The following is a 21,185-nucleotide window of genomic DNA, read 5'->3' as shown; positions in this document are numbered from 1 at the left end:
CGGCGCGGTCTGCGCCACCCCGGGGCGTCACAGCGACGGCGATGTCCCGGCCTGCCGACGCAGGTCATAGATCCGGCGCAGCTTGCCGCTGGAACGTGCCAGGGTGCCGGGTTCCACCACCTCCACCGTGCAGGTGGACCCGACATGGACCTTGATCTGCGCGGCAAGTTCGACGCCGGCGGTGACGGCCTCCGGCGTCGTTGTCCCTTCCCGCCGTTCGATGCGCACGGTGAGCTCGTCCATCCGCTCCGGGCGGGTGATTTCCAGCTGGAAATGCGCGCTGAGCGCAGGCACACGCAGGGCGATTTCCTCGATCTGGGTGGGAAAGAGGTTCACGCCGCGCAGGATGATCATGTCGTCGCTGCGACCGGTGATCCGGCCCATCCGGCGCATGGACGGCCGGGCGGTACCCGGCAGCAGCCGGGTGAGGTCATGGGTTCGGTAGCGGATGATCGGCAGCGCCTCCTTGGTCAGGGACGTGAAGACCAGCTCACCGTGCTCGCCGTCGTCGAGCACCCGGGTGTCATCAAACGGATCGATGATCTCGGGCCGGAAGTGATCCTCCCAGATGTGCGCACCGTCCTTGCTCTCCACGCATTCGCCGGCCACGCCCGGCCCCATCACCTCGGAGAGCCCGTAAATGTCGCAGGCGTCCAGGTCCATCAGGGTTTCCAGTTCGTGCCGCATTTCCTCGGTCCACGGTTCGGCGCCGAGCACGGCGTTCTTCAGCGATGTGGAACGCGGATCGATGCCCGCGGCGGACATGGCGTCGGCGAGGGCCAGCAGGTAGGTGGGGGTGCAGAGGATGGTGTCCGGTTCGAAGTCCCTGATGAGCTGGATTTGGCGTTCGGTCTGTCCGCCGGACATGGGGATCACCGTGCAGCCGAGCTTGTCCGCGCCGTAATGGGCACCCAGGCCGCCGGTGAAGAGTCCGTAGCCGTAGGCGTTGTGGACCTTGTAGCCCGGCCGGACCCCGGAGGCGCGCAGCGAGCGGGCCACCAACGAGGCCCAGCGGTCCACATCCCCGGCGGTGTACCCGACTACAGTCGGCCGGCCCGTGGTGCCGGAGGACGCGTGGATGCGGGACACTTGCTGCTGCGGGACGGCGAACATCCCGAACGGATAGGTCGAACGCAGGTCCTCCTTGGTGGTGTACGGGAAAAGGCGGAGGTCGCCCAGCTCCTGCAGGTCCGCGGGGTGCACGCCGGCGTCGTCGAACTTGGCCCGGTACAGGGGTACCCGCTCATAGGCGTAGGCGAGTGTCTGCTGGAGGCGCCGCAGCTGCAGCGCCTCCAGCTCGTCGCGGCTCATCCGTTCCTCGGCGTCCAGCGAGGTGGGATCTGCTGCGGGGGATTTGCGCGGAGCGGGAGTGGTTTTCATGCCTGGCTTCCTGTGCGGACCGGGGCCGGCTCAGTGGCGGCTTCGGGAAGGGGGTTGCGGATGGTCCGTGAGCGTCCGCGGAAAAGAGCGACGACGGCGGAGGTTCCGTCGGGCCGGTCGGCCCGCACCTCAACGTCATACACGCCGCTGCGGCCGCTGCCGGCCCGGTGTTCCGCGGTTGCAGTGAGCACGTCTCCGGCCAGCGCAGGGGAGAGGAAGGTGACGTCCGCACCGGCGGCAACCGTGACTGTTTCCCGTTGTCTCGCAGGGCCGCCGGCTCCCGGGTTGCAGGCCAGGGCGAAGGCGGTATCGGCAAAGGCGAAAACCATGCCGCCGTGGGCGATGCCGAAGCCGTTGAGCATTTCGGGACGCAACCGCATGCAGATGCCGGCCCGGCCGTCACCGACCTCGAGCACTTTGATGCCCAGCCACTCCGACGCGGCGTCCGAGACCAGGATGGGGTGAACGGCAATACCGTCCGGAGCGACACCGTTGTCAGCCATGGGACCTTCCTTTTATTTACCGAATGTTCATTAGGTAATCCCGGGGAGGGGATGGCTGTCAAGGACCGGGCCACGAGCCGGATGTAGTCCGTCCCGGGGTCCGCGAGGGTCCATGGCGTAACCTAGGGAGGTGACTCTTACCGCGGCGACCGCCGTTTCCGGGCCTGTCCGGCCTCCCACCTCCTCCCTGTTGCCCGAGTGGCTTGATCCCCAGGTGTTCCTGGCCGATCCGTCCCTGGGCCCTTGGGTTGTCCTGCTCGTGTGCGGCATTGTCTTTGCCGAAACGGGGCTGCTCATCGGGTTCTTCCTGCCCGGCGACTCCCTGCTTTTCACCGCGGGTCTCCTGGTGGCTACCGGCACCATCCACATCAATGTGTGGCTGCTGGCGCTGCTGGTCTTCATCTGCGCCTTCGTGGGTGACCAGACCGGGTACTACATAGGCAAAAAGACCGGCCCGGCCATCTTCAAACGGCCCAACAGCAGGCTGTTCAAACAGGAAAACGTCCGCCGGGCCGAGGTGTTCTTTGAACGGCACGGCGGCAAGGCCGTGATCCTGGCCCGGTTTGTCCCCGTGGTGCGGACCTTCACCCCCGTGGTGGCCGGCGTGGCACGGATGAATTACAAAACCTTCGTGATGTTCAATGTCATCGGTGCCTTCCTGTGGGGCGTCGGGGTAACGCTGCTCGGATACGTCCTGGGCGACCGTGTCCCGTTTGTGCGGGAAAACCTGGACCTGATTTTTGTGGGCGTGGTGCTGCTCTCCGTGATTCCGATCGTGATCGAGGTGCTTCGGCAGTCACGCAAGGCCGGCGAAAAGCACAGCGATGACGCTCCCGCAGACGCTTCGGATCAGCCCGCCGGCGGCCGCGTTTCCGGTGCGGCCGCATCCTCTGCCAACCGCACTGCCGGCAACGGCCGCGCAACACCGGGCGGAACAGCCGGTGCCGCCGGGCGCGGGACGGCCAGTGAAGCAGCCGGCCGGCCTGCACGCCATGCAGCCGCTGACGGCGGCCGTTTCTCCGCGTCGAAGCAGAGTGCAGAGGACAGGGGAGCCGCGGAATAGTCCGTTCTGCTGGCAGTTTGGGAATCTGCTGCCGGTTCGGGAAAACCCTCCGCTGCAAACCGGCAGGGATTTCCCAAGCCGGCAGCGTTCTCCCAAACCGGCAGGGATTTCCCAAACCGGAGCGCGGCCTCCGCGGACAGCATGTAACTCCCGGCCTGGCCCATCGCCAGCTCGGATGACAAGGTCCGACCCCATAGGGGGTCGGGCCTTTTTTGTTTTGCCCGGATGGTTGTTTCACCCCGGTTCGGCAGACGTTGCACCTCGCGAGCGGGACATGGTCATCGAAGGGACCGCCCGCCGGGTTATAACGATCAGATAACTCGCACCGGCGAAACCCCTCTCTGACCTGCGGTTATTCTGCGGCCCCACACTTTTCCACGAGTCGTGGGAGCGCTCCCACTTGACATGTGATTCAGCACACATGAGCATTAGGCATCGCTTGTGGGAGCGCTCCCACCTTTTCAGCGGGACCGCCGATCCTGGCGTCCGGGCGCATCCGTTAGGCAATGGCACGGCAGGCGCGGAACAATCCGCCAAGCACTCGTGCACTCGTAATACGACAAAGGAGTCAGCAATGAGTACCAAACCCGCATTGGCAGGCCGCGCACGCCGCCGGGGACCCGCGGTTGCCGCATCGGTTGCCGCCGCAGCCCTTCTGCTTACCGCCTGTGGCGGAGGAGACGACGGCGCGTCAGGTGAAGAAGGCGGAAAGGTGACGCTCAGCGTCAGCACCTTCAACGAGTTCGGCTATGAGGACCTCTTCAAGGAGTACGAAGCGGCCAACCCGAACATCAAGATTGTGCATGACAAGAAGGCCACGTCAGACAATGCGCATGACAACCTCAACACCAAGCTGGCCGCCGGCTCGGGCCTCTCGGACATCGAAGGCATCGAGGTGGACTGGCTGCCTGAACTGAAGCAGTACGCGGACCAGTTCGCAGATCTGTCCAGCCCCGAAGTTGAGGGCCGCTGGCTGGACTGGAAGGAAGAGGACGCCACGGTTGACGGCAAGCTGATCGGCTACGGCACCGACGTCGGACCCGAGGGCGTTTGCTACCGCGCGGACCTCTTCGCTGCCGCCGGCCTGCCGACTGACCGCGAAGAGGTTGCGAAGCTGCTCGAGGGCGACTGGGACCACTACTTCGAGATCGGCGAGCAGTTCACCGCCAAGTCCGATGCGGCGTGGTACGACTCGGCCATGGCCGTCTACCAGGGCCAGATCAACCAGGTGAAGAACGCCTATGAGGAGAACGACGGCACCGTTATTGCCACCGAGAACCCCGAGGTGAAGGAAATCTACACCAAGGTCCTCGAGAACTCCGTGGACAAGGACCTTTCCGCCCACCTGGAACAGTGGTCCGATGATTACGAAGCAGGCTTCCAGAGCGGCGCGTTTGCCACCACCCTGTGCCCGGGCTGGATGCTGGGCAGCATTGAAGGCAACGCAGCGGGTGTCGAAGGCTGGGACATCGCCAACGTGTTCCCCGGCGGTGGCGGCAACTGGGGTGGTTCCTACCTGACGGTTCCGACCCAGGGCAAGAACCAGGAGGAAGCCATCAAGCTGGCGCAGTGGCTCACGGCTCCCGAGCAGCAGATCAAGGCCTTCGAAGCCAAGGGAACTTTCCCCAGCCAGACCGAGGCCTACGAGTCCGAAACCCTGCTGAATTCCACCAACGAGTTCTTCAATGACGCACCGGTGGGCAAGATCCTGGTGGATCGCGCCAACGCGGTCACCATGACACCGTTCAAGGGCCCGAACTACTTCACCATCAACACCAACATGGCCCAGGCACTGAACCGCGTGGACGTGCTCAAGACGGACGACGCCGACTCCTCCTGGGAGAAATTCGTCGCCAGCGTCGACGCGCTGCAGTAGCTCCTTAACCTCCGGTGCCTGTGGCAGCCACTGTGTGTAGTCCGCAGGAAGGCGCTGCAGGCACCGGATCCAAGTCCCCCCTTGAACGTTAGGAAGTCAGCCATGGCTGTCACCGTCAAGCCGCCTGCTGCGCGGACGCCGGTACGCCGGGTAGGGTTCAGCAGCCGGCTGGCCCGTTGGGACGTGAAAGTCTCCCCGTACCTGTATATCTCCCCGTTTTTCATTCTCTTCGCGATCGTGGGTCTGTTCCCGCTGATCTACACAGGCTGGGTTTCCCTGCACAACTGGAACCTCATCGGTGGCAACCAGGGCTTCGCCGGCGTCGAGAATTTCACCTTCGTGCTGTCCCAGCCGTATTTCTGGAATGCGGTGGGAAATACCTTCAGCATCTTCCTGATCTCCGCCGTGCCCCAGATCATTGTGGCCATTGCCATTGCCGCGGTGCTGGACGCCAACCTCCGTGCCAAGACCTTCTGGCGGATGGGCGTGCTCCTGCCGTATATCGTTGCCCCCGTGGCCGTGGGCCTGATTTTCGGCAACCTCTTCGCGGACCAGTCCGGCGCCATCAACGGCGCCTTGACCTCCATCGGACTGCCGGCCATTCCATGGCACGCCAACTCCCTGGCCAGCCACATCGCCATCGCCACCATGGTGGACTTCCGCTGGACCGGCTACAACGCCCTGATCTTCCTGGCCGCCATGCAGGCCATTCCGCGGGATATGTATGAAGCCGCAATCATCGACGGCGCCAGCCGCTGGCGGCAATTCATCTCCATTACCGTGCCCATGCTGCGCCCGACAGTCATCTTCGTGGTCATCACCGCCACCATTGGCGGACTGCAGATCTTCGACGAAGCCCGAGTTTTTGACACCTACGGACTGGGCGGCGCCGACCGTCAGTGGCAGACCCTGACCATCTACATCTGGGAGCTGGGCTGGGGCCAGCGTAACCTCGGGCGGGCTTCCGCCGTGGCCTGGCTGCTGTTCGTCATCATCGTGGTCATCGCCGCAATGAACTACCTCATTACCCGCCGCATCGCCACGCAGGGAGGACGGAAATGACTTCCGTGCCCATGGTTGAACAGACTGCCGGCCGCAAGGCCGCCGAAGCCGCCAAGCGCCGTCGTGAGCGTGGAGGCGGGCAGCCGCCCCGCCCGGCAGGCGTCCGCGCCCGCAAAACAGGTGGCTACAACCGCCGTCCCGGATTCCTGACCTACGGCCTTCTGAGCGCCGTACTCCTGGGTTCGGCGTTGCCGATCCTCTGGTCCGTCCTGGTAGCCAGCCACGACAGCACCGTCATCGCCAAGGGCGTGCCCCTGATCCCCGGCGGCAACTTCTTCACGAACGCAGCCACGGTGCTGGACACCATCCCGTTTTGGAAGGCGCTGGGCAACAGCATCCTGGTTTCCACCGTTACCGCTGCCTCCGTGGTGATTTTCTCCTCACTGGCCGGCTTCGCGTTCGCCAAGCTGCGCTTCCGCGGCAGCAAGGTGCTGCTGGTGTTCGTGATCGCAACCATGGCCGTCCCGACGCAGCTCGGCGTCATCCCGCTGTTCATTGTGATGTCAAAGCTCGGCTGGACCGGCACCATGGGAGCGGTCATCATCCCGGGACTGGTCACTGCCTTCGGCGTCTTCTGGATGACCCAGTACCTGCAGGACGCCCTGCCGGATGAACTCATTGAGGCTGTGCGGATGGACGGGGCCAACATGTGGCAGTCCTTCTGGCACGTTGCCCTGCCGGCGGCACGCCCCGCGGCGGCCATGCTGGCCCTCTTTACCTTTGTGGCCACCTGGACCAATTTCTTCTGGCCGTTGATTGTGCTGAATGCGCAGAATCCGACGCTGCCCGTGGCGCTTGCCCAGTTGCAGTCCGCGCGTTTTGTGGACTACTCGGTGGTGCTGGCCGGAGTGGTGCTTTCCACCATTCCGCTGTTTATTGTCTTCGCCGTCGCAGGACGGCATCTGGTAGCTGGAATTATGCAGGGAGCGGTTAAGGGATGACGCGGCACAACAATGAAGCTTTTCCGCCGGGATTCCTCTGGGGTGCGGCCACAGCTGCGTACCAGGTGGAAGGCGCGGCGTCAGAGGACGGACGGAAGGACTCGATCTGGGATACCTTCAGCCGCGTGCCCGGAGCCGTGGTCAACGCGGATAACGGCGACGTTGCCTGCGACCACTACCACCGCCTCGACGGGGACGTGGCACTGATGAAGTCCCTGAATCTGGCGTCCTACCGGTTCTCCACCTCCTGGGCGCGGGTGCGGCCCGACGGCGAAGCGGTCAATCCGGCCGGGTTGGACTTCTACAGCCGGCTCACGGACCGGCTGCTCGAAGCCGGGATCAAGCCGTGGCTGACCCTGTACCACTGGGACCTGCCGCAGGCACTGCAGGACGCCGGGGGCTGGGCCAACCGCGACACTGCCTACCGTTTCGCCGAATACGCCCTGAGTGTCCACGACGTGCTGGGCGACCGGGTGCAGGCCTGGACCACGCTCAACGAGCCCTGGTGCTCGGCCTATGTTGGCTACGCCAGCGGCGAGCACGCACCGGGCCTGCAGGACCGTGCCCAGGCCGTCGCAGCGAACCACCACCTGCTGCTCGCGCACGGTCTGGCCGCCCAGGAGTTGAAGGCCCGCGACTCGAACCTGGACCTGGGCCTGACCCTGAACTTCACCGTCGCGGACCCGGTGGATCCGCAGAACCCCGACGACGTTGACGCCGCCCGCCGGATCGACGGGCAGTTCAACCGGATGTTCGCGGACCCGGTGTTCCTGGGCTCCTATCCGGAAGACACCGTGGCCGACCTGGCTCCCTACGGGTTCGAGGACCACATCCGGGACGGCGACCTGGCCGTCATCAGCACCCCCATCGATTTCCTGGGCGTGAACTACTACCACGGTGAAGCGCTCACCAAAACGCCGCCGGCGGTTGCCCTGAGTACCGCCGCCCCGGCCGAGCGGCCCACCGCCAGTCCGTTCCCGGCGGCGGACGGGGTCTATTCCGTGCCGCGCGGGCTGCCGGTGACCAACATGGGCTGGGAAATCCAGCCCGAAGGCCTGCACCGTCTCCTGCTCCGGCTCCAGCGCGACTACACCGGCCCGGCGGGCGTGCCCCTGTACATTACGGAAAACGGCGCGGCGTTCGACGACGACGTTGTAGTGGACGGGGTGGTGCAGGACGAGGACCGGCTGGCATTCATCGAAGCCCATCTGGAAGCCGTCCTGGACGCCGCCGCCGACGGCGTGGACGTCCGCGGATATTTCGCCTGGTCCCTGATGGACAACTTTGAGTGGGCCTGGGGGTATGCCAAGCGGTTCGGAATCGTGCACGTGGATTACGCGACGCAGCGCCGCACGCCCAAGGCCAGTGCCCGCTGGTTTGCCGAGGTTGCCCGGGCCAATGCCCTGCCGGAGCGGGCCTCCACAGCCGCGCCGGATGTCGTATCGTCGATTCAGTGAGCAGCCTTAACCAGGGCACCCGCACCACGCAGGTGAAGCCCCGCCGAAGTCCCACGCTTGAAGACGTGGCGGCGCTCTCAGGTGTGTCCCGCTCCACCGTTTCGCGGGCCATCAACGGCGGTGCCCGGGTGAGCGCCCGGACGCAGGCGGCCATCGACGCGGCCATCGGGGAGCTGGGATTCACGCCCAACCGGGCGGCCCGCTCCCTGGCGACAAGCCGCGCCGGGTCCATTGCCCTGGTGATCCCGGAACCGGACGGCCGGGTCCTCGTGGATCCCTTCTTCGCCATGACACTCAACGGCATCACGGAGTCGCTCCGGGATACCGAGGTGCAGCTGGTGCTGCTGATCGCCCGGCAGGGGGAGAAGGAAGGGCAGATTATCCGGTATCTGGGCAGCGGCCACGTGGACGGGGCCATTGTGGTCTCGCACCACAAGGCGGACGCCCTGGAGACCGAGCTGGCCGACGCGCCCCTGCCTGCCGTTTTCATCGGCCGGCCGTGGCAGGACCGTGCCGGGCTGGTGTTCGTGGACACGGATAACCGGACCGGCGGACTGCTGGCAGCACGGCACCTAACCGAACGCGGCTACCGCCGGATTGCCACGGTCAGCGGGCCGGCGGACATGACGGCGGCCCAGGACCGCACCGAGGGCTGGCGGCTCGGGCTGGCTGAAGCCGGACTGACCCCGGCGGGTGTGGAATCCGGCCACTTCACCACGGAAGGCGGCGCCGCGGCGGCCGCCCGGCTGCTGGACGCCGATCCGCAGATCGATGCCATCTTCGCGGCATCGGACCTGATGGCACTGGGCGTCCTCAACGTGCTGCGTGAGCGCGGACTGTCCGTGCCCGGCGACGTGGCACTGGTGGGTTACGACAACCACCAGTTGGCGGCCTCGAGCAAGCCCGGGCTGACCACCGTGGTGAACCCGATGATCGAGATGGCCCGGCGGGCCACGGAAATGCTGCTGCGGGAGATCGAGGAGCCCGGCTCGCATCTGGAGCCGGCCGTCTACCCGCCCGAACTGGTGATCCGGCAGTCCGCCTAGGCTACCGGGACATTCTGCTGCCCTTAGCGCCGGGCTACGCAGAATGTCCCGTCCGCCTAGGCGGCGTTTTCCCGGCGGGCAGCAGGCATCAGCTCCCGGGCGTCGAGGGCGGCGAGGATGAAGGCGTAGTCCCACGCCCGGTCCTTCCAGGCCTCGTACCGTCCGGAGGCGCCGCCGTGGCCGCCGTCCATTTCGATCTTCAGGACAATCGGCTCGCTGCCAGTGGTGGTTTCGCGCAGCTGCGCCACCCATTTGGCCGGTTCGACATAGAGCACCCGGGTGTCGTTGAAGCTGGTGACGGCAGCAATGCGGGGGTAGTCCACGGCCCGGATGTTCTCGTAGGGGGTGTACTCCTTCATGTACCGGTAGACCTCCGGATCGGTGATGGGGTTGCCCCATTCCTCCCATTCCAGCGCCGACAGCGGCAGGTCGGGATCCAGGATGCTGGTCAGCGCGTCCACAAACGGCACCTGCGCCACGATGGCGCGGTATTTTTCCGGTGCCAGGTTCGCAACGGCGCCCATCAGCAGCCCGCCGGCCGAGCCGCCCATCGCCGCGATCCGGTCGGGGTCCGCCCAGCCGGACGCCGCCACCCAGTCCGTGGCATCCACGAAGTCCGTGAAGGTGTTCTTTTTGTGCAGCTTCTTGCCGTTGTCGTACCAGGAACGGCCCATCTCGCCGCCGCCGCGGATGTGCGCCACAACGTACAGCACGCCGCGGTCAAGCAGGGACAGCCGCGCCACGTTGAACGCCGGGTCCATGCTCATTTCATAGCTGCCGTAGGCGTAGACCAGGGCCGGGTTGCTGCCGTCCCGCTGCAGGTCCGCCCGGCGGATGACCGAGAGCGGGATGCGCGTGCCGTCCGCCGCCGTCGCCCACTCGCGTTCGGCGACGTAATCCTCTGAGCGGTAGCCGCCCTTGACCGGGGTTTCCTTGCGCAGCTCCAGCTCACCCGTGGCCAGCACATAGTCGTAGACGCGCGGCGGGGTGAGGAAGGAGGTGTAGCTGAGCCGGATGATCGGGGAATCGAACTCGGCGTTGGCCAGGTTGGCGGTGTAGAGCTCCTCATCGAACGCCGGTTCCAGGGGAGTGCCCTGCTCCGCGGTGCCCAGGCCCTCCACGGGTAGGATCTGCACCCGCTCGGTGGTGTCCTTGCGGACGGAAACCAGGACGTGGGTGCGGGTGACGGCGGCCCCGTTGACGCGGACCGTATCATCGTGGGCAATCACCGTCTGCCACTGCTGTTCGTCCAGGGGCTTGCCGAATTCGGCCTCGTCCACCAGCGAGAGCATGGAGTTCAGCGCGTCGCGGTTGTGGGTGAGCAGGTAGTGCCGGCGGCCGTCCAGGGTCAGGGGCTCGGCTTCGTACAGGATGCGTGCGCTGCGCGGAATCAGGGTCCGCACCGTATCCGTGGGATCGTCGAAGTCCAGCACCCGGTATTCGCTGTATTCGGAGCTGCTGATCCCGATCAGCAGCTGCCGACGGTCCGCCGAAAGGTCAAAGCCGGTCCACATGGCGATGTCATCTTCCTGGTAGATGACGACGTCGTCCTCCACCGGGGTGCCGAGCGTGTGGGCCTTGATCTGGTACGGCCGCCAGGAATCGTCCACCACGGTGTAGAAGACGCGGCTGCCGTCCGGGTCGAAGGCCAGGGAGTAGAAGACGTTGGGGATGGTGTCGGGGAGCAGTTCGCCGGTGCGCAGGTCCTTGATCCGCAGCGTGAACCGCTCGTCCCCGGCATTGTCTTCGGAGTAGGCCAGCAGGTTGCCGTCCTCGGTCACCGCGAGTCCGCCCAGCGAGAAGAAGGGCTTGCCCTCGGCCTCCACGTTGCCGTCCACCAGGATCTGTTCGCCGTCCACGGCAACGCCGGGCAGGACCGTCGGAGGCGTCCAGCCGGCGTCGAGGTTGCCGGTGTCGCGGGCGGCCGTCCGGCAGTGGATGGCGTACTGCTTGCCCTCCTCGGTCCGGGTGTAATACCACCAGCCCTTCTTGCGGGCCGGGACGGAGAGGTCGGTTTCCTCGGTGCGGTTCTTGATCTCGTTGAAGATCGCCTCGCGGAGCTGTTCCTGGTCAGCGGTGATCTCGGCAGCGTAGGCGTTCTCCGCAGTCAGGTGGGCCACCACCTCGGGGTTGTCCTTCTCCCGGAGCCATTCATAGTTGTCCACGAACGTGTCTGAGTGGTGGATGCGTTCGGTAGGGACTTTCTTGGCAACCGGGGGCTGGGGAGTAGTCATGATTCGAATATATCCACCCGGGCCGCGGCGCCGAAGGACTCCGCTGCCGTTATGCTCGCGGCTTAGCCGCGGCCTGCCCGGTACGACGGCGGATGTAAAGCATGCTTTACATGTCTGCCAGGTCGAGGCCATAATCAATGCATGGCCACCAAAGCAGCTGTATCTGACCGCTGGATCAAAGCCGGTCTCGCCGCCGTCCTCGGGGCCGGCGCCGGGGCATTGCTGGGCTGGGCTGCCGCCCTCCGGACCGGAGGGGACCCGGCACTGTATGTGCCCGTCTTCGCTGCCGCGGCGGGCCCCGTGGCAGCCGCCGCCCTGTGGCTCCTGGTCCTGAATGCGGCGGAAACCAACAGGCAGGACGCAGCCACCGCGGCTGATGTAGAGCGCGCCTGGTCGCTGCAGGCATCCGCGGCGGCCTTCACGGATCTGATGGTGCTGCTCGCCGCGGGCGTAGTGCTGCAGGTGGTTAGCGGGTGGGGCGTGCCGTTGCCTGCGTACTGTGCGGCGGGGCTGGCGGTCTGGACCCTCCGGTACGCCGCAACCCGCCGCCGGAACGGCTAGGAGTGGAGAATGTGGTGGGCCGGGAACGGCTGCGCCTGGGGTTGTCGCAGGCGCAGCTTGCTGAGCGGCTGGGCGTTTCTCGGCAGACTGTGATCAGTATAGAAAAAGGCCGGTTTGACCCTTCGCTGCCGCTGGCGTTCCGGCTGTCCGCGGTGTTGGGCCTGCCCATCGAGGAGCTGTTTACGCCGGAGCGGTAGATCCTTCCCGGCGCGCCCCGAAGTCGGTGTGGCCCGGGTGCCGGCCGGGTCCCGATCCCTAGTCTCCCAGCAGCAGCCAGGCGCACAGTGCTCCGGCAGCCAGGAACAGCAGCCAGTTCACCGCTACCACCAGCAGAGTGGACGTGTAAGGCTGCGGCGGCACCTCCCGGCGGGGCAGGAGTACGGGCTCCGCTGCCGGCCCCTTGCGAAACTGGCCCCAGAGGCTGGTGGACAGCAGGACGGCGCCGCCGCCTAGGGCAAGGGGAAGCGCCGGCAGTGAAAACAGGACCAGCTGCGGAGCTGCGAGGAAAAGGACGGCCTCCACCAGCAGGCATGCCGCCAGCAGGAGGGCAGGGCGCCGCAGCGACCGCCAGGTGAGGCTTAGGGCATACAGCGGGCTGACTCCCGCCACCACCAGCGCAGTGAAAGCCAGCAGCAGTCCGGGCGCAGTGACGCTGACGGTGGCCGCCTCGGAGGTCACTGCCGCAGCAACGGCGAAAAAGCCCAGCAAGCCCAGCAGCGTCGGCACAATCACCACGGCTGCGGAACGCTGATGCGGTCGGTCCTCCGGGGGCGCTCCTGTTGGGGCACCCGGACTTTGGCGGCCGCCGTCGGGTTCGGGGGTACCCATGGCATTCCTCTCGGCTACGAACTCTCCGTGCACCAGTTTTCCATACGGGGAAGCCTTGACGCTTCTGTTGCGCCTCCATATCCTGAACGAACGGTCGGTAATTATATGCGCCGCTGGATAGCGGCAGATGAACGGGGTTCTCATGAACGGGGAAAACAGCAGCGGGCAGGAGCAATTCGACGCGCTGATTGCAGCGGACGCCCGGGTGGAGCCCCGCGACTGGATGCCGGAGGCGTACCGGAAAACCCTGGTCCGGCAGATCTCCCAGCACGCCCACTCGGAAATCATCGGCATGCAGCCGGAAGGCAACTGGATCTCCCGGGCACCGTCGCTGAAGCGCAAGGCCATCCTGATGGCCAAGGTCCAGGATGAAGCCGGGCACGGCCTGTACCTGTACTCGGCGGCCGAAACGCTCGGCACCCCGCGGGACCGGATGACCGAAGACCTGATCGCCGGCAAGGCCCGCTACTCCTCGATCTTCAACTACCCCACGCTCACCTGGGCGGATATGGGTGCCATCGGCTGGCTGGTCGACGGCGCTGCCATCTGCAACCAGGTGCCGCTCTGCCGCGCCTCTTACGGGCCATACGGCCGGGCCATGGTGCGGATCTGCAAGGAGGAGTCCTTCCATCAGCGGCAGGGTTTCGAAATCCTGCTGGAACTCGCCCGCGGCACGGCCGCCCAGCGGCAGATGGCGCAGGACGCGATCAACCGCTGGTACGCGCCCTCCCTGATGATGTTCGGCCCGCCGGACGATGATTCGCCCAACTCCCGCCAGTCCATGGCCTGGAACATCAAGCGCTTCTCCAACGACGAGCTGCGCTCCCGCTTTGTGGGCATGATCGTTGAGCAGGTAAAGGTGCTCGGCCTGACGCTGCCTGACCCGGAGATCCGCTTCAACGAGGAAACCGGGAAATGGGAGCACGGCCCCCTGGACTGGAACGAGTTCCGTGAAGTACTCGCCGGGCGCGGACCGTGCAACTCCCAGCGGCTGGCCCGCCGCCGGGAAGCACACGAGGACGGCGCGTGGGTCCGTGAGGCGGCGGCAGCCTATGCGGCCCGGCAGAACCGCAAAGCGGAGGTGGCCTAGCCATGACCGGTGGATCAACCACGGGCGACGACGGCGCCCTTCCCGCCGCGCCTGCCTCGGCTTCCGGGCCGGTGTCAGCTCCGGCTTCCGCATCTGCCGCCGCGCCTGCGCCAATCGCCGCGCCGCCCGCCGCACCGGAGCCTGCTGCAGCAACGGCGCCTGCGCCCGCCCCGTCGGACCGCGCAGCCTGGCCCCTGTGGGAAGTCTTTGTCCGTTCCTCCCGCGGGCTCTCGCATGTCCATGCCGGTTCACTGCATGCCCCTGATGCGGACATGGCGGTGCGTAACGCCCGCGACCTCTACACCCGGCGCAACGAAGGCGTCTCGCTCTGGGTGGTTCCGGCGTCGGCCGTTATTGCCAGCGATCCCGATGCCAAGGGCCGGTTCTTTGAATCTCCGCAGGGCAAGGACTACCGGCACGCCACCTACTACACGGAGTCCGAAGGGGTGAAGCATCTGTGAGCTCGGACAGCGCCACCCGTATTACGCCCGGCAATGCGCTGCGGCCGGAAGATATTGCCTCCGCCGGCACCCGTGCCCCCGCCGACGTCGCCGAGTATGCACTGCGCCTTGGCGACGATTCGCTGATCCTGGCACAGCGGCTGGGCTGGTGGATTTCCCGTGCCCCGGAGCTGGAAGAGGACGTGGCGCTGGGCAATATCGCCCTGGACCTGATCGGCCATGCCCGGTCCTTCCTCACCTACGCCGGCAGTGCCGACGGGCGCACGGAGGATGACCTGGCCTACTGGCGGCGGGAAGCCGAGTTCCGCTCCGCACACCTGATGGAACAGCCCAACGGGGACTTTGCCCGGACCATCGCCCGGCAGCTGGCCGTTTCCTTCTACCAGTTCGAGCTGTACGAGGCACTGCAGCACTCCACCGACCCCATGCTGGCAGCGATCGCGGCCAAGGCGGTCAAGGAAGTGGACTACCACCGGGACCACAGCGCTCAGTGGGTGCTGCGGCTGGGGTTGGGCACCGACGAGTCGCGGCGCCGAATGATCCGGGCACTGGAACTGACCTGGCCCTACGTGGGGGAACTGTTCGACGACGACGCCCTGGTCACTGCACTGGGGGACCGTGCCGTACTTTCCTCCAGCCTGAAGCCGGCCTTCGAACGCAACGTGGCGGCCGTACTGCGCGAGGCTGAACTGGACGTGCCTGCGGTCCAGTCCGCCCCCGGCGGCGGCCGGCAGGGCAGGCACAGCGAGCACCTGGGCTACCTGCTGGCCGAGATGCAGGTATTGGCCCGCGAGCATCCCGGTGCCACATGGTGAGCGTCATGGAGCGCAAACCTGCGGATCCCGCAGCCGCGGCGGCCTGGGATATTGCGGCCACGGTCTGCGATCCGGAAATTCCGGTACTCACCATCGAGGATCTGGGGGTGCTGCGCCGCGTGGAGGTCTCGGGGGACCACGTGCAGGTGGCCATTACCCCCACCTATTCCGGCTGCCCGGCCATGGACGCCATCACCGACGACGTCATTGCCGCCCTGACCGCGGCAGGATACCCGGATGTCCGGGTATCGCTGGAGCTGGCCCCGGCCTGGACCACCGACTGGATGAGCAGTGCCGGCAAGGAAAAGCTGGATGCCTACGGCATCGCCCCACCGTCGGGCCGCGCTGCCGCAGGACCTGTCCGCGTGGGTCTGAGCGTCAAATGCCCGCAATGCTCTTCGCTGAACACCCGCGAACTCACGCGTTTCGGCTCCACCTCCTGCAAGGCGCTGTGGGTCTGCGGCGACTGCCGGGAACCGTTCGACTACTTCAAGGTGCTCTAAAGATGACCGTCCTTCCCGACACCGCCCAGCGGCGTGCCGCATTCCATCCGCTCACTGTCGCCGGCGTGCGCCGGCTGACGGACGACGCCGTCGAGGTCACGTTCGCGGTGCCGCCGGAACTGGTGGACTCCTACCGGTACCTGCCCGGGCAGTACGTGGCCCTGCGCACGGTGCTGGACGGCGCCGAGCTTCGGCGCAGCTACTCCATCTGCGCCGAACCCCGGGACGGGGAGCTGCGGGTGGCCATAAAGCGCGACCTCGGGGGACTGTTCTCCTCCTGGGCCAACGAGCATCTGCGGGCCGGGGATGTCCTGGACGTGATGAGCCCGGCCGGCAACTTCACGTCGCGGGCGGTGCCGGGTCCGGGTGCCCTGGAACAGCGGCAGGCGCAGGGGCAGGTTCAGGGGCAGGTGTTCGCCGCCGTCGCCGCCGGCTCCGGCATCACTCCGGTGATTGCCATTGCCCGGACCCTTCTCGCCGCCTCGGAAACCACCCGCTTTGACCTGGTTTATGCCAACAAGGCCGCCATGGACGTGATGTTCCTGGAAGAGCTGGCGGATTTGAAGGACCGGTATCCGTCCCGGTTCGCGCTGCACCACGTGCTCTCCCGGGAACAGCGTATTTCGCCGCTGCTCTCCGGCCGGATCGACGCCGGAAAGCTCACCACGCTCATCGAGTCGGTGCTGCCGGCCGAAGCCGTGGATGAATGGTTCCTTTGCGGGCCGTTCGAACTGGTCCAGCTCTGCCGTGACGCGCTCGCCGAGCGCGGCATCGATCCTCGGAAAGTCCGCTTCGAACTGTTCACCACCGGCCGTCCGGACCGGCCGGAGGGTTCTGCCGGCCGGCCTGTGGTTCCGGACAGCGCCGGAGAGAATTACGGCATCACCTTCCGCCTGGACGGGCTGCAGGGCAAGGTGACTTCTCCGGTGCCTGCCAGGGAATCGATCCTTAATGCTGCCCTGCGGGTGCGGCCCGATGTGCCGTTCGCCTGTGCCGGCGGCGTCTGCGGCACCTGCCGCGCCAAACTCGTCAGCGGCTCCGTGGACATGGAAGAGAACTACGCCTTGGAACCGGAGGAGCTGGAGGCGGGCTACGTCCTGACCTGCCAGAGCCGGCCCACCAGCACCGAAGTCAGCGTGGACTACGACGCCTAGGAGGCACCGATGATCGAACTGGGTATTCAGGACGGGCTCGCCGAGATAGTGCTGAACGCGCCGAAGAAACTCAATGCACTGGACATGGCTGCCCTGGGCGAGCTGGGCCAGGCCTACGACGACGCCGCAGCGGCCGGTGTGCGCGCGGTACTGCTGCGGGGGGAAGGGCGGAGCTTCTGCGCAGGCCGGGACCTTTCCACGGTGTCACCGGAGAATGATGACGCGCGCGCCTACCTGGTGGACGGCGTGGCGCCGTTGCTGCGGAAGATGTCCGCCTTCCCCGCACCGACCTTCGCAGCCGTGCAGGGTGCCTGTCTGGGTGTCGGCCTCGGGCTGCTGGCGGCCACCGACGTCGTTTACCTGGCCACGGACGCGAAGGTCGGCTCGCCCTTTGCGAACCTCGGCGCTGCCCTGGACTCGGGCGGGCACTGGCTGTTCACCGAGCGGCTGGGACCGCACCGCACGCTGGACCTGATCTACACGGCGGAGCTGATGAGCGGGGCCGAGGCGGTGGCCGCCGGGCTGTTCAGCCGCGCACTGGATCCGGGGGAGCTGCTGGAGCGGACACGCGCGGCGGCGAGCCGGGCGTCGTCCGGGCCCACGCAGGCGTTTACGGCTTCAAAGGAACTGGTGGCGGAGATCAGGGACCGCAGGCTGGGGTTCTGGGATGCCCTGGACGCGGAAAACGACGTGCAGGTCAGGTTGAGTAAAACACCGGATTACGCCGAAGGTTTCGCCGCTTTCCAAGCCAAGCGCAAGCCGGTTTTCCGCGGCTGAGCTCCGGCTGGCCGGCGCCTGACCACACAGGCTGGACTCCGGCTCGCCACCTCCTGACCACAGGCGGGGGTCCGCCCGGCGGCGTCATCCACTAGCAGCCCGGCTTGAGATGAGCCGGGACGGGGGCTAGGTTGGAAGGCAACTCGTAAGCATGCTTACAACGGTGCTTGCCAGGGCTAGGAAACTCTGAGAGAGATACCGAGGAGGCAGAACGTGGCTGACAGCTATAACCCGAATAATGACCCGGCGAACCCGGACAAGCCCAAGGATGCCCAGAAGGGTGCCGGGACGCAGGAGGGCACGGGAAACCACGCCCACAGCGAGGCAAAGGCGAGCAGCCCGAATCCCGATCCCGCGGAGGGCAACATCACCGGCCTGGAGCCGGGCGGCGGAGTTCCCCCGGGAGAGACCCCTCCCGCCGAAGGACAGATGAGCAGCGACCAGGGCCACGACGAGTAGAACCCCGGCCCCGCACCGCGGCTGACCGGCGGCGGCCTGTATACCGGCGGTCTGTATTACCGTGCACCGGCAAACCACAAAGGGCAGGGCCCGGCAGATGTTGCTGCCGGGCCCTGCCCTTGCGGGTTCACCCGCCCTTTTAGGTGTTCAGCTGCCGTGGGTCACCAGCGGCGGAATCCGCCCTCGGTGCTGAGCACCTGGCCCACCATCCACCGGCCTTCATCGCTGACCAGCCACGCGATCAGCCGGGCGGGATCGTCCGGCTCGCCGAAGCGTCCGCCGGGGAAGTGCGCCAGGACCGCCCGCAGCTCCGCCAGGGGGCGGTCGGCTGTGCCCTCGTTGAGGTATCCGGTGTTTACGGGCCCGGGATTAACGGTGTTAAGGACGATTCCCCGTCCGATCAGGTCATCTGCCACCGAGGGAGTGATCCCGGCCAGGGCTGCCTTCGAGGTCGCGTAGGCAATTTCCGCCGGCATCGGACCCTTCTCCTGTCCGGAGGTCATCCAGACCACCCTTCCACCGTTCCGCCCGTCGTGCTGCTCGGCGAAGTATCGGGTGGCCAACAGGGTGGAGCGGGCATTCACCTGCCAGTGCGCATCCAGTTTCTCCGGAGTCATCTCCAGCAGCGGTCCGTCACTGCCGCTCATGGCGTGGTTGCAGACCAGGATGTCCAGGTGGCCAAAAGCGTCCTGCGCTGCGCGGATGAGCTGCGCGGCGCCGTCGGCCGGACCCAGGTCGATGCCGGCGTGCTCCATGCCGGCGCCGGAAGCGAGCCTGCCCCGTAGCTCACCCGTCAGCTCGGCAAGGGAATCGGCACCCCAGGGTTGGGCCTCGTCGTTGGGAACGTGGTGCTGGAGGAAAAGGTTTGCGCCCATTGCAGCCAGCCGGGAGGCCACGGCGAAGCCGATGCCCTGGCGCCGGCTCACTCCGGTGATGACGGCGGTGCGCCCGGCAAGGGGCAGTTCGGCATTCATCTGGCCATGCTAGCGGCCCGATGCCCGCTCGGGAGCCTGCCGGGCCCGCCTACCGGGTGTCGCGTTCCTCGAACACCAGGAAGGTCTGGGTATCCAGCACGCCGGGCATGGACTGCAGCTGGTCGAAGATGATGCGGCGCAGGTGGATGTTGTCCTCGGCCCGGACCAGGACGATCACGTCGAAGGACCCGCCCACCAGTGCGATGTGGTGGATTTCCGGAATGTCCACCAACCGGTCCTTCAGCTCGCGCCAGGCGTGCTGGCGCACCTTCAGGGTCACGTAGGCGGAAGAACCCAGACCGGCCTTCTCCGGATCGACCAACGCCGTGAACCGGCTGAGCACCCCCGAATCGGTCAGCCGCGCAATCCGTGAATACGCGTGGGCACGGGAAATGTGCACTGCCTGTGCCACGGCGGTAAAGGAAGCCCTGCCATCGGCCCGCAGTACTTCCAGGATCTTCCGGTCAATATCGTCCAGCGTTGCTGCCGGTGTTGCTGCCATAATGTCCACGCTCTCCCCAAGTAATCGGCGTCACATTTGCAAGGTGTCCACCAGAGTACTCCCGGGCATCGAATGCGTCCACGATTCGGCCCAATGCTGGCTCCCGATGTGCGCCGGTCCGCATACTGGCAAGACAGAAGTTCCCGTGTGCAATGACGCCGCAGGCACTGAAGGACGGAGCTCCGCTATGACTATCTCTTCCGGCAGGCCGCTGCGCACTGCCGACCGGCCCGCTACCGGCCCGGCTGACCGGAACCACGCTGAGGCGGACCACGCTGAGGCGGCGCACGCTGGTTGGGCCCCCGCTGACGCGGTGCACGCTTCCGCCCCGGCATCCCGCCCCGATGCCGTAGCCGATGCCGGTTCCGCGGTGCAGGGCATGCTTCCCTCGGATAGCCCGGTGCAGCTCATCGATGCCGAAGGCGCCGTGCATGCGGACTCCCGGTATCCGCTGCCTTCCGGCGAGCAGTTGTTGGATGCCTATGCCCGCCTGGTGGCCGGACGCCGGATCAATGACCAGGCCAATGCCCTGGTCCGCCAGGGCCGGCTTGCCGTTTATCCCTCCTCCCACGGTCAGGAAGCCTGCCAGGTGGCGGCGGCCGCGGTGCTGGAAACGCAGGACTGGCTCTTCCCCACTTACCGTGACAGCGTTGCCGTGATGTCCCGTGGCGTGGACCCGCTGCAGGTGCTGACCCTGCTGCGCGGAGACTGGCACGGCGGCTACGACCCGTACGAACACCGCGTGGCACCGCAGGCCACGCCGCTGGCCACCCAGCTGCTGCACGCAGTCGGCGTAGCCCATGCCGCCAAGCTCAAGGGTGAGGACACAGTGGTGCTCGCGCTGTGCGGAGACGGTGCCACCAGCGAGGGGGACTTCCATGAGGCACTGAACTTCGCCGCGGTGTTCCACGTCCCGGTGGTCTTTTTGGTGCAGAACAACGAGTACGCGATTTCGGTGCCGCTGCGGAGCCAGTCCGTCGCGCCTTCCCTGGCCCACAAGGCCGTGGGGTACGGCATGCCGGGGGAGCGGGTGGACGGCAACGACGTCGCCGCCCTCCTCTCGGTCCTGGGCGCAGCAGTGAGCCGCGCACGGGAAGGCGGCGGCCCCGCCTTGGTGGAAGCCCACACGTACCGGATGCAGCCGCACACCAACGCCGACGACGCCACCCGGTACCGGACCGCCGAAGAGGTCGAGCACTGGGTGCCGCGGGATCCGCTGGCCCGCACCCGGAGCTATCTGCGCGGCCTCGGCCTGCTGAACGACGACGCCGAGTCCCGGCTCGCTGCGGAAGCGGAAACCATTGCCGCAGCCATGCGCGAGGGGCTGAACACCGACGTCGAGCCGGACCCGATGGAACTGTTTGACCACGTCTATACCCGGCGCACCCCGCAGCTGGCCGAGCAGGCCCGAATGCTGCGCGACGAACTGGACCGCGACGACTCGGACCGCGACACTGGTGGCGGCTCCGGCTCCCTGCGCTGACCCCCCTGATCTGAAA

The 21,185-nt window shown here is 66.6% G+C and carries 22 protein-coding genes; 16 read left to right on the top strand and 6 right to left on the bottom strand.

All coding sequences use genetic code 11. From position 1 onward, the window contains the following. Nucleotides 1-27: 27 nt before the first annotated feature. Both paaK and AC5RUF_RS03150 read right to left on the bottom strand, forming a co-directional pair. A complete protein-coding gene (paaK, locus tag AC5RUF_RS03155; protein ID WP_494129680.1) occupies nt 28-1,380 on the bottom strand; it encodes a phenylacetate--CoA ligase PaaK in 1,353 nt (450 codons plus the stop codon). Further along, nucleotides 1,377-1,883 carry a hotdog fold thioesterase gene (locus AC5RUF_RS03150; RefSeq protein WP_493997823.1) on the bottom strand — a complete coding sequence of 169 codons (507 nt, stop codon included), beginning with the start codon at nt 1,881-1,883 and terminating at the stop codon, nt 1,377-1,379. Before AC5RUF_RS03150 ends, paaK begins: the two co-directional genes overlap by 4 nt. Nucleotides 1,884-2,013: 130 nt before the next feature. Between AC5RUF_RS03150 and AC5RUF_RS03145 the strand changes: the two genes are divergently transcribed. The 6 genes from AC5RUF_RS03145 (at nt 2,014) to AC5RUF_RS03120 (ending at nt 9,328) form a co-directional block, all read left to right on the top strand. Then, nucleotides 2,014-2,946 carry a DedA family protein gene (locus tag AC5RUF_RS03145; protein ID WP_494129679.1) on the top strand — a complete coding sequence of 311 codons (933 nt, stop codon included), beginning with the start codon at nt 2,014-2,016 and terminating at the stop codon, nt 2,944-2,946. A 574-nt stretch (nt 2,947-3,520) separates the two neighbouring features. Further along, nucleotides 3,521-4,822: an ABC transporter substrate-binding protein gene (locus AC5RUF_RS03140; protein WP_493997524.1), complete on the top strand. Its 1,302-nt coding sequence runs from the start codon at nt 3,521-3,523 to the stop codon at nt 4,820-4,822. 102 nt (nt 4,823-4,924) lie between these two features. Beyond that, nucleotides 4,925-5,884 carry a carbohydrate ABC transporter permease gene (locus AC5RUF_RS03135; RefSeq protein WP_494129678.1) on the top strand — a complete coding sequence of 320 codons (960 nt, stop codon included), beginning with the start codon at nt 4,925-4,927 and terminating at the stop codon, nt 5,882-5,884. Then, a complete protein-coding gene (locus AC5RUF_RS03130) occupies nt 5,881-6,825 on the top strand; it encodes a carbohydrate ABC transporter permease (protein ID WP_494129677.1) in 945 nt (314 codons plus the stop codon). The genes AC5RUF_RS03135 and AC5RUF_RS03130 overlap by 4 nt, the downstream gene beginning before the upstream one ends. Next, nucleotides 6,822-8,282, top strand: coding sequence for a GH1 family beta-glucosidase (locus tag AC5RUF_RS03125; protein ID WP_494129676.1), 1,461 nt, complete (start codon nt 6,822-6,824; stop codon nt 8,280-8,282). The genes AC5RUF_RS03130 and AC5RUF_RS03125 overlap by 4 nt, the downstream gene beginning before the upstream one ends. After that, nucleotides 8,279-9,328, top strand: coding sequence for a LacI family DNA-binding transcriptional regulator (locus AC5RUF_RS03120; protein WP_494129675.1), 1,050 nt, complete (start codon nt 8,279-8,281; stop codon nt 9,326-9,328). The genes AC5RUF_RS03125 and AC5RUF_RS03120 overlap by 4 nt, the downstream gene beginning before the upstream one ends. A 56-nt stretch (nt 9,329-9,384) precedes the next feature. On the opposite strand, the gene AC5RUF_RS03115 is transcribed toward AC5RUF_RS03120, so the two are convergent. Next, nucleotides 9,385-11,562 (bottom strand): S9 family peptidase, encoded by a 2,178-nt coding sequence (locus AC5RUF_RS03115; RefSeq protein ID WP_494129674.1) that lies wholly within the window; start codon nt 11,560-11,562, stop codon nt 9,385-9,387. 141 nt (nt 11,563-11,703) lie between these two features. On the opposite strand from AC5RUF_RS03115, the gene AC5RUF_RS03110 reads away from it, so the two are divergent. Further along, a complete protein-coding gene (locus AC5RUF_RS03110) occupies nt 11,704-12,123 on the top strand; it encodes a hypothetical protein (RefSeq protein WP_494129673.1) in 420 nt (139 codons plus the stop codon). 2 nt (nt 12,124-12,125) lie between these two features. After that, on the top strand, nt 12,126-12,320 hold the full coding sequence (locus tag AC5RUF_RS03105; RefSeq protein ID WP_494129672.1) for a helix-turn-helix transcriptional regulator: 195 nt from the start codon (nt 12,126-12,128) through the stop codon (nt 12,318-12,320). Between the two features lie 58 nt (nt 12,321-12,378). Here AC5RUF_RS03105 and AC5RUF_RS03100 read toward each other — a convergent pair whose 3' ends face one another. Beyond that, a complete protein-coding gene (locus AC5RUF_RS03100) occupies nt 12,379-12,951 on the bottom strand; it encodes a hypothetical protein (RefSeq protein WP_494129671.1) in 573 nt (190 codons plus the stop codon). 127 nt (nt 12,952-13,078) lie between these two features. On the opposite strand from AC5RUF_RS03100, the gene paaA reads away from it, so the two are divergent. From paaA to AC5RUF_RS03065, 7 genes are all read left to right on the top strand, one after another. Further along, on the top strand, nt 13,079-14,041 hold the full coding sequence (gene paaA / locus AC5RUF_RS03095) for a 1,2-phenylacetyl-CoA epoxidase subunit PaaA (protein WP_493997454.1): 963 nt from the start codon (nt 13,079-13,081) through the stop codon (nt 14,039-14,041). Between the two features lie 2 nt (nt 14,042-14,043). Continuing rightward, nucleotides 14,044-14,502, top strand: a complete 459-nt coding sequence (paaB, locus tag AC5RUF_RS03090) for a 1,2-phenylacetyl-CoA epoxidase subunit PaaB (protein ID WP_494129670.1) — start codon at nt 14,044-14,046, stop codon at nt 14,500-14,502. Continuing rightward, nucleotides 14,499-15,317, top strand: coding sequence for a 1,2-phenylacetyl-CoA epoxidase subunit PaaC (gene paaC / locus AC5RUF_RS03085; RefSeq protein ID WP_494129669.1), 819 nt, complete (start codon nt 14,499-14,501; stop codon nt 15,315-15,317). Before paaB ends, paaC begins: the two co-directional genes overlap by 4 nt. Before the next feature lie 5 nt (nt 15,318-15,322). Beyond that, complete coding sequence (gene paaD, locus AC5RUF_RS03080; RefSeq protein WP_493996947.1) at nt 15,323-15,820, top strand: 1,2-phenylacetyl-CoA epoxidase subunit PaaD; 498 nt, start codon at nt 15,323-15,325, stop codon at nt 15,818-15,820. 2 nt (nt 15,821-15,822) lie between these two features. Further along, on the top strand, nt 15,823-16,974 hold the full coding sequence (gene paaE, locus AC5RUF_RS03075) for a 1,2-phenylacetyl-CoA epoxidase subunit PaaE (protein ID WP_494129668.1): 1,152 nt from the start codon (nt 15,823-15,825) through the stop codon (nt 16,972-16,974). A 9-nt stretch (nt 16,975-16,983) separates the two neighbouring features. Continuing rightward, nucleotides 16,984-17,751: an enoyl-CoA hydratase/isomerase family protein gene (locus AC5RUF_RS03070; RefSeq protein ID WP_494129667.1), complete on the top strand. Its 768-nt coding sequence runs from the start codon at nt 16,984-16,986 to the stop codon at nt 17,749-17,751. 213 nt (nt 17,752-17,964) lie between these two features. Then, nucleotides 17,965-18,210, top strand: coding sequence for a DUF6480 family protein (locus AC5RUF_RS03065; protein ID WP_493996950.1), 246 nt, complete (start codon nt 17,965-17,967; stop codon nt 18,208-18,210). Nucleotides 18,211-18,371: 161 nt separating this feature from the next. Here the strand turns inward: AC5RUF_RS03065 and AC5RUF_RS03060 are convergent, their stop codons facing one another. Next, a complete protein-coding gene (locus AC5RUF_RS03060) occupies nt 18,372-19,184 on the bottom strand; it encodes an SDR family oxidoreductase (RefSeq protein ID WP_494129666.1) in 813 nt (270 codons plus the stop codon). Between the two features lie 49 nt (nt 19,185-19,233). Beyond that, nucleotides 19,234-19,686 carry an Lrp/AsnC family transcriptional regulator gene (locus tag AC5RUF_RS03055; RefSeq protein ID WP_494129665.1) on the bottom strand — a complete coding sequence of 151 codons (453 nt, stop codon included), beginning with the start codon at nt 19,684-19,686 and terminating at the stop codon, nt 19,234-19,236. Nucleotides 19,687-20,065: 379 nt separating this feature from the next. Here AC5RUF_RS03055 and pdhA point away from each other — a divergent pair, with 379 nt between their 5' ends. Next, a complete protein-coding gene (gene pdhA / locus AC5RUF_RS03050; RefSeq protein WP_494129690.1) occupies nt 20,066-21,169 on the top strand; it encodes a pyruvate dehydrogenase (acetyl-transferring) E1 component subunit alpha in 1,104 nt (367 codons plus the stop codon). Nucleotides 21,170-21,185: the final 16 nt, after the last annotated feature.

It is taken from the genome of Arthrobacter sp. Y3224198 (assembly GCF_059090025.1).
Note: the sequence above shows the minus strand (reverse complement) of the source record. Positions and strands in the feature narration are given on the sequence as shown.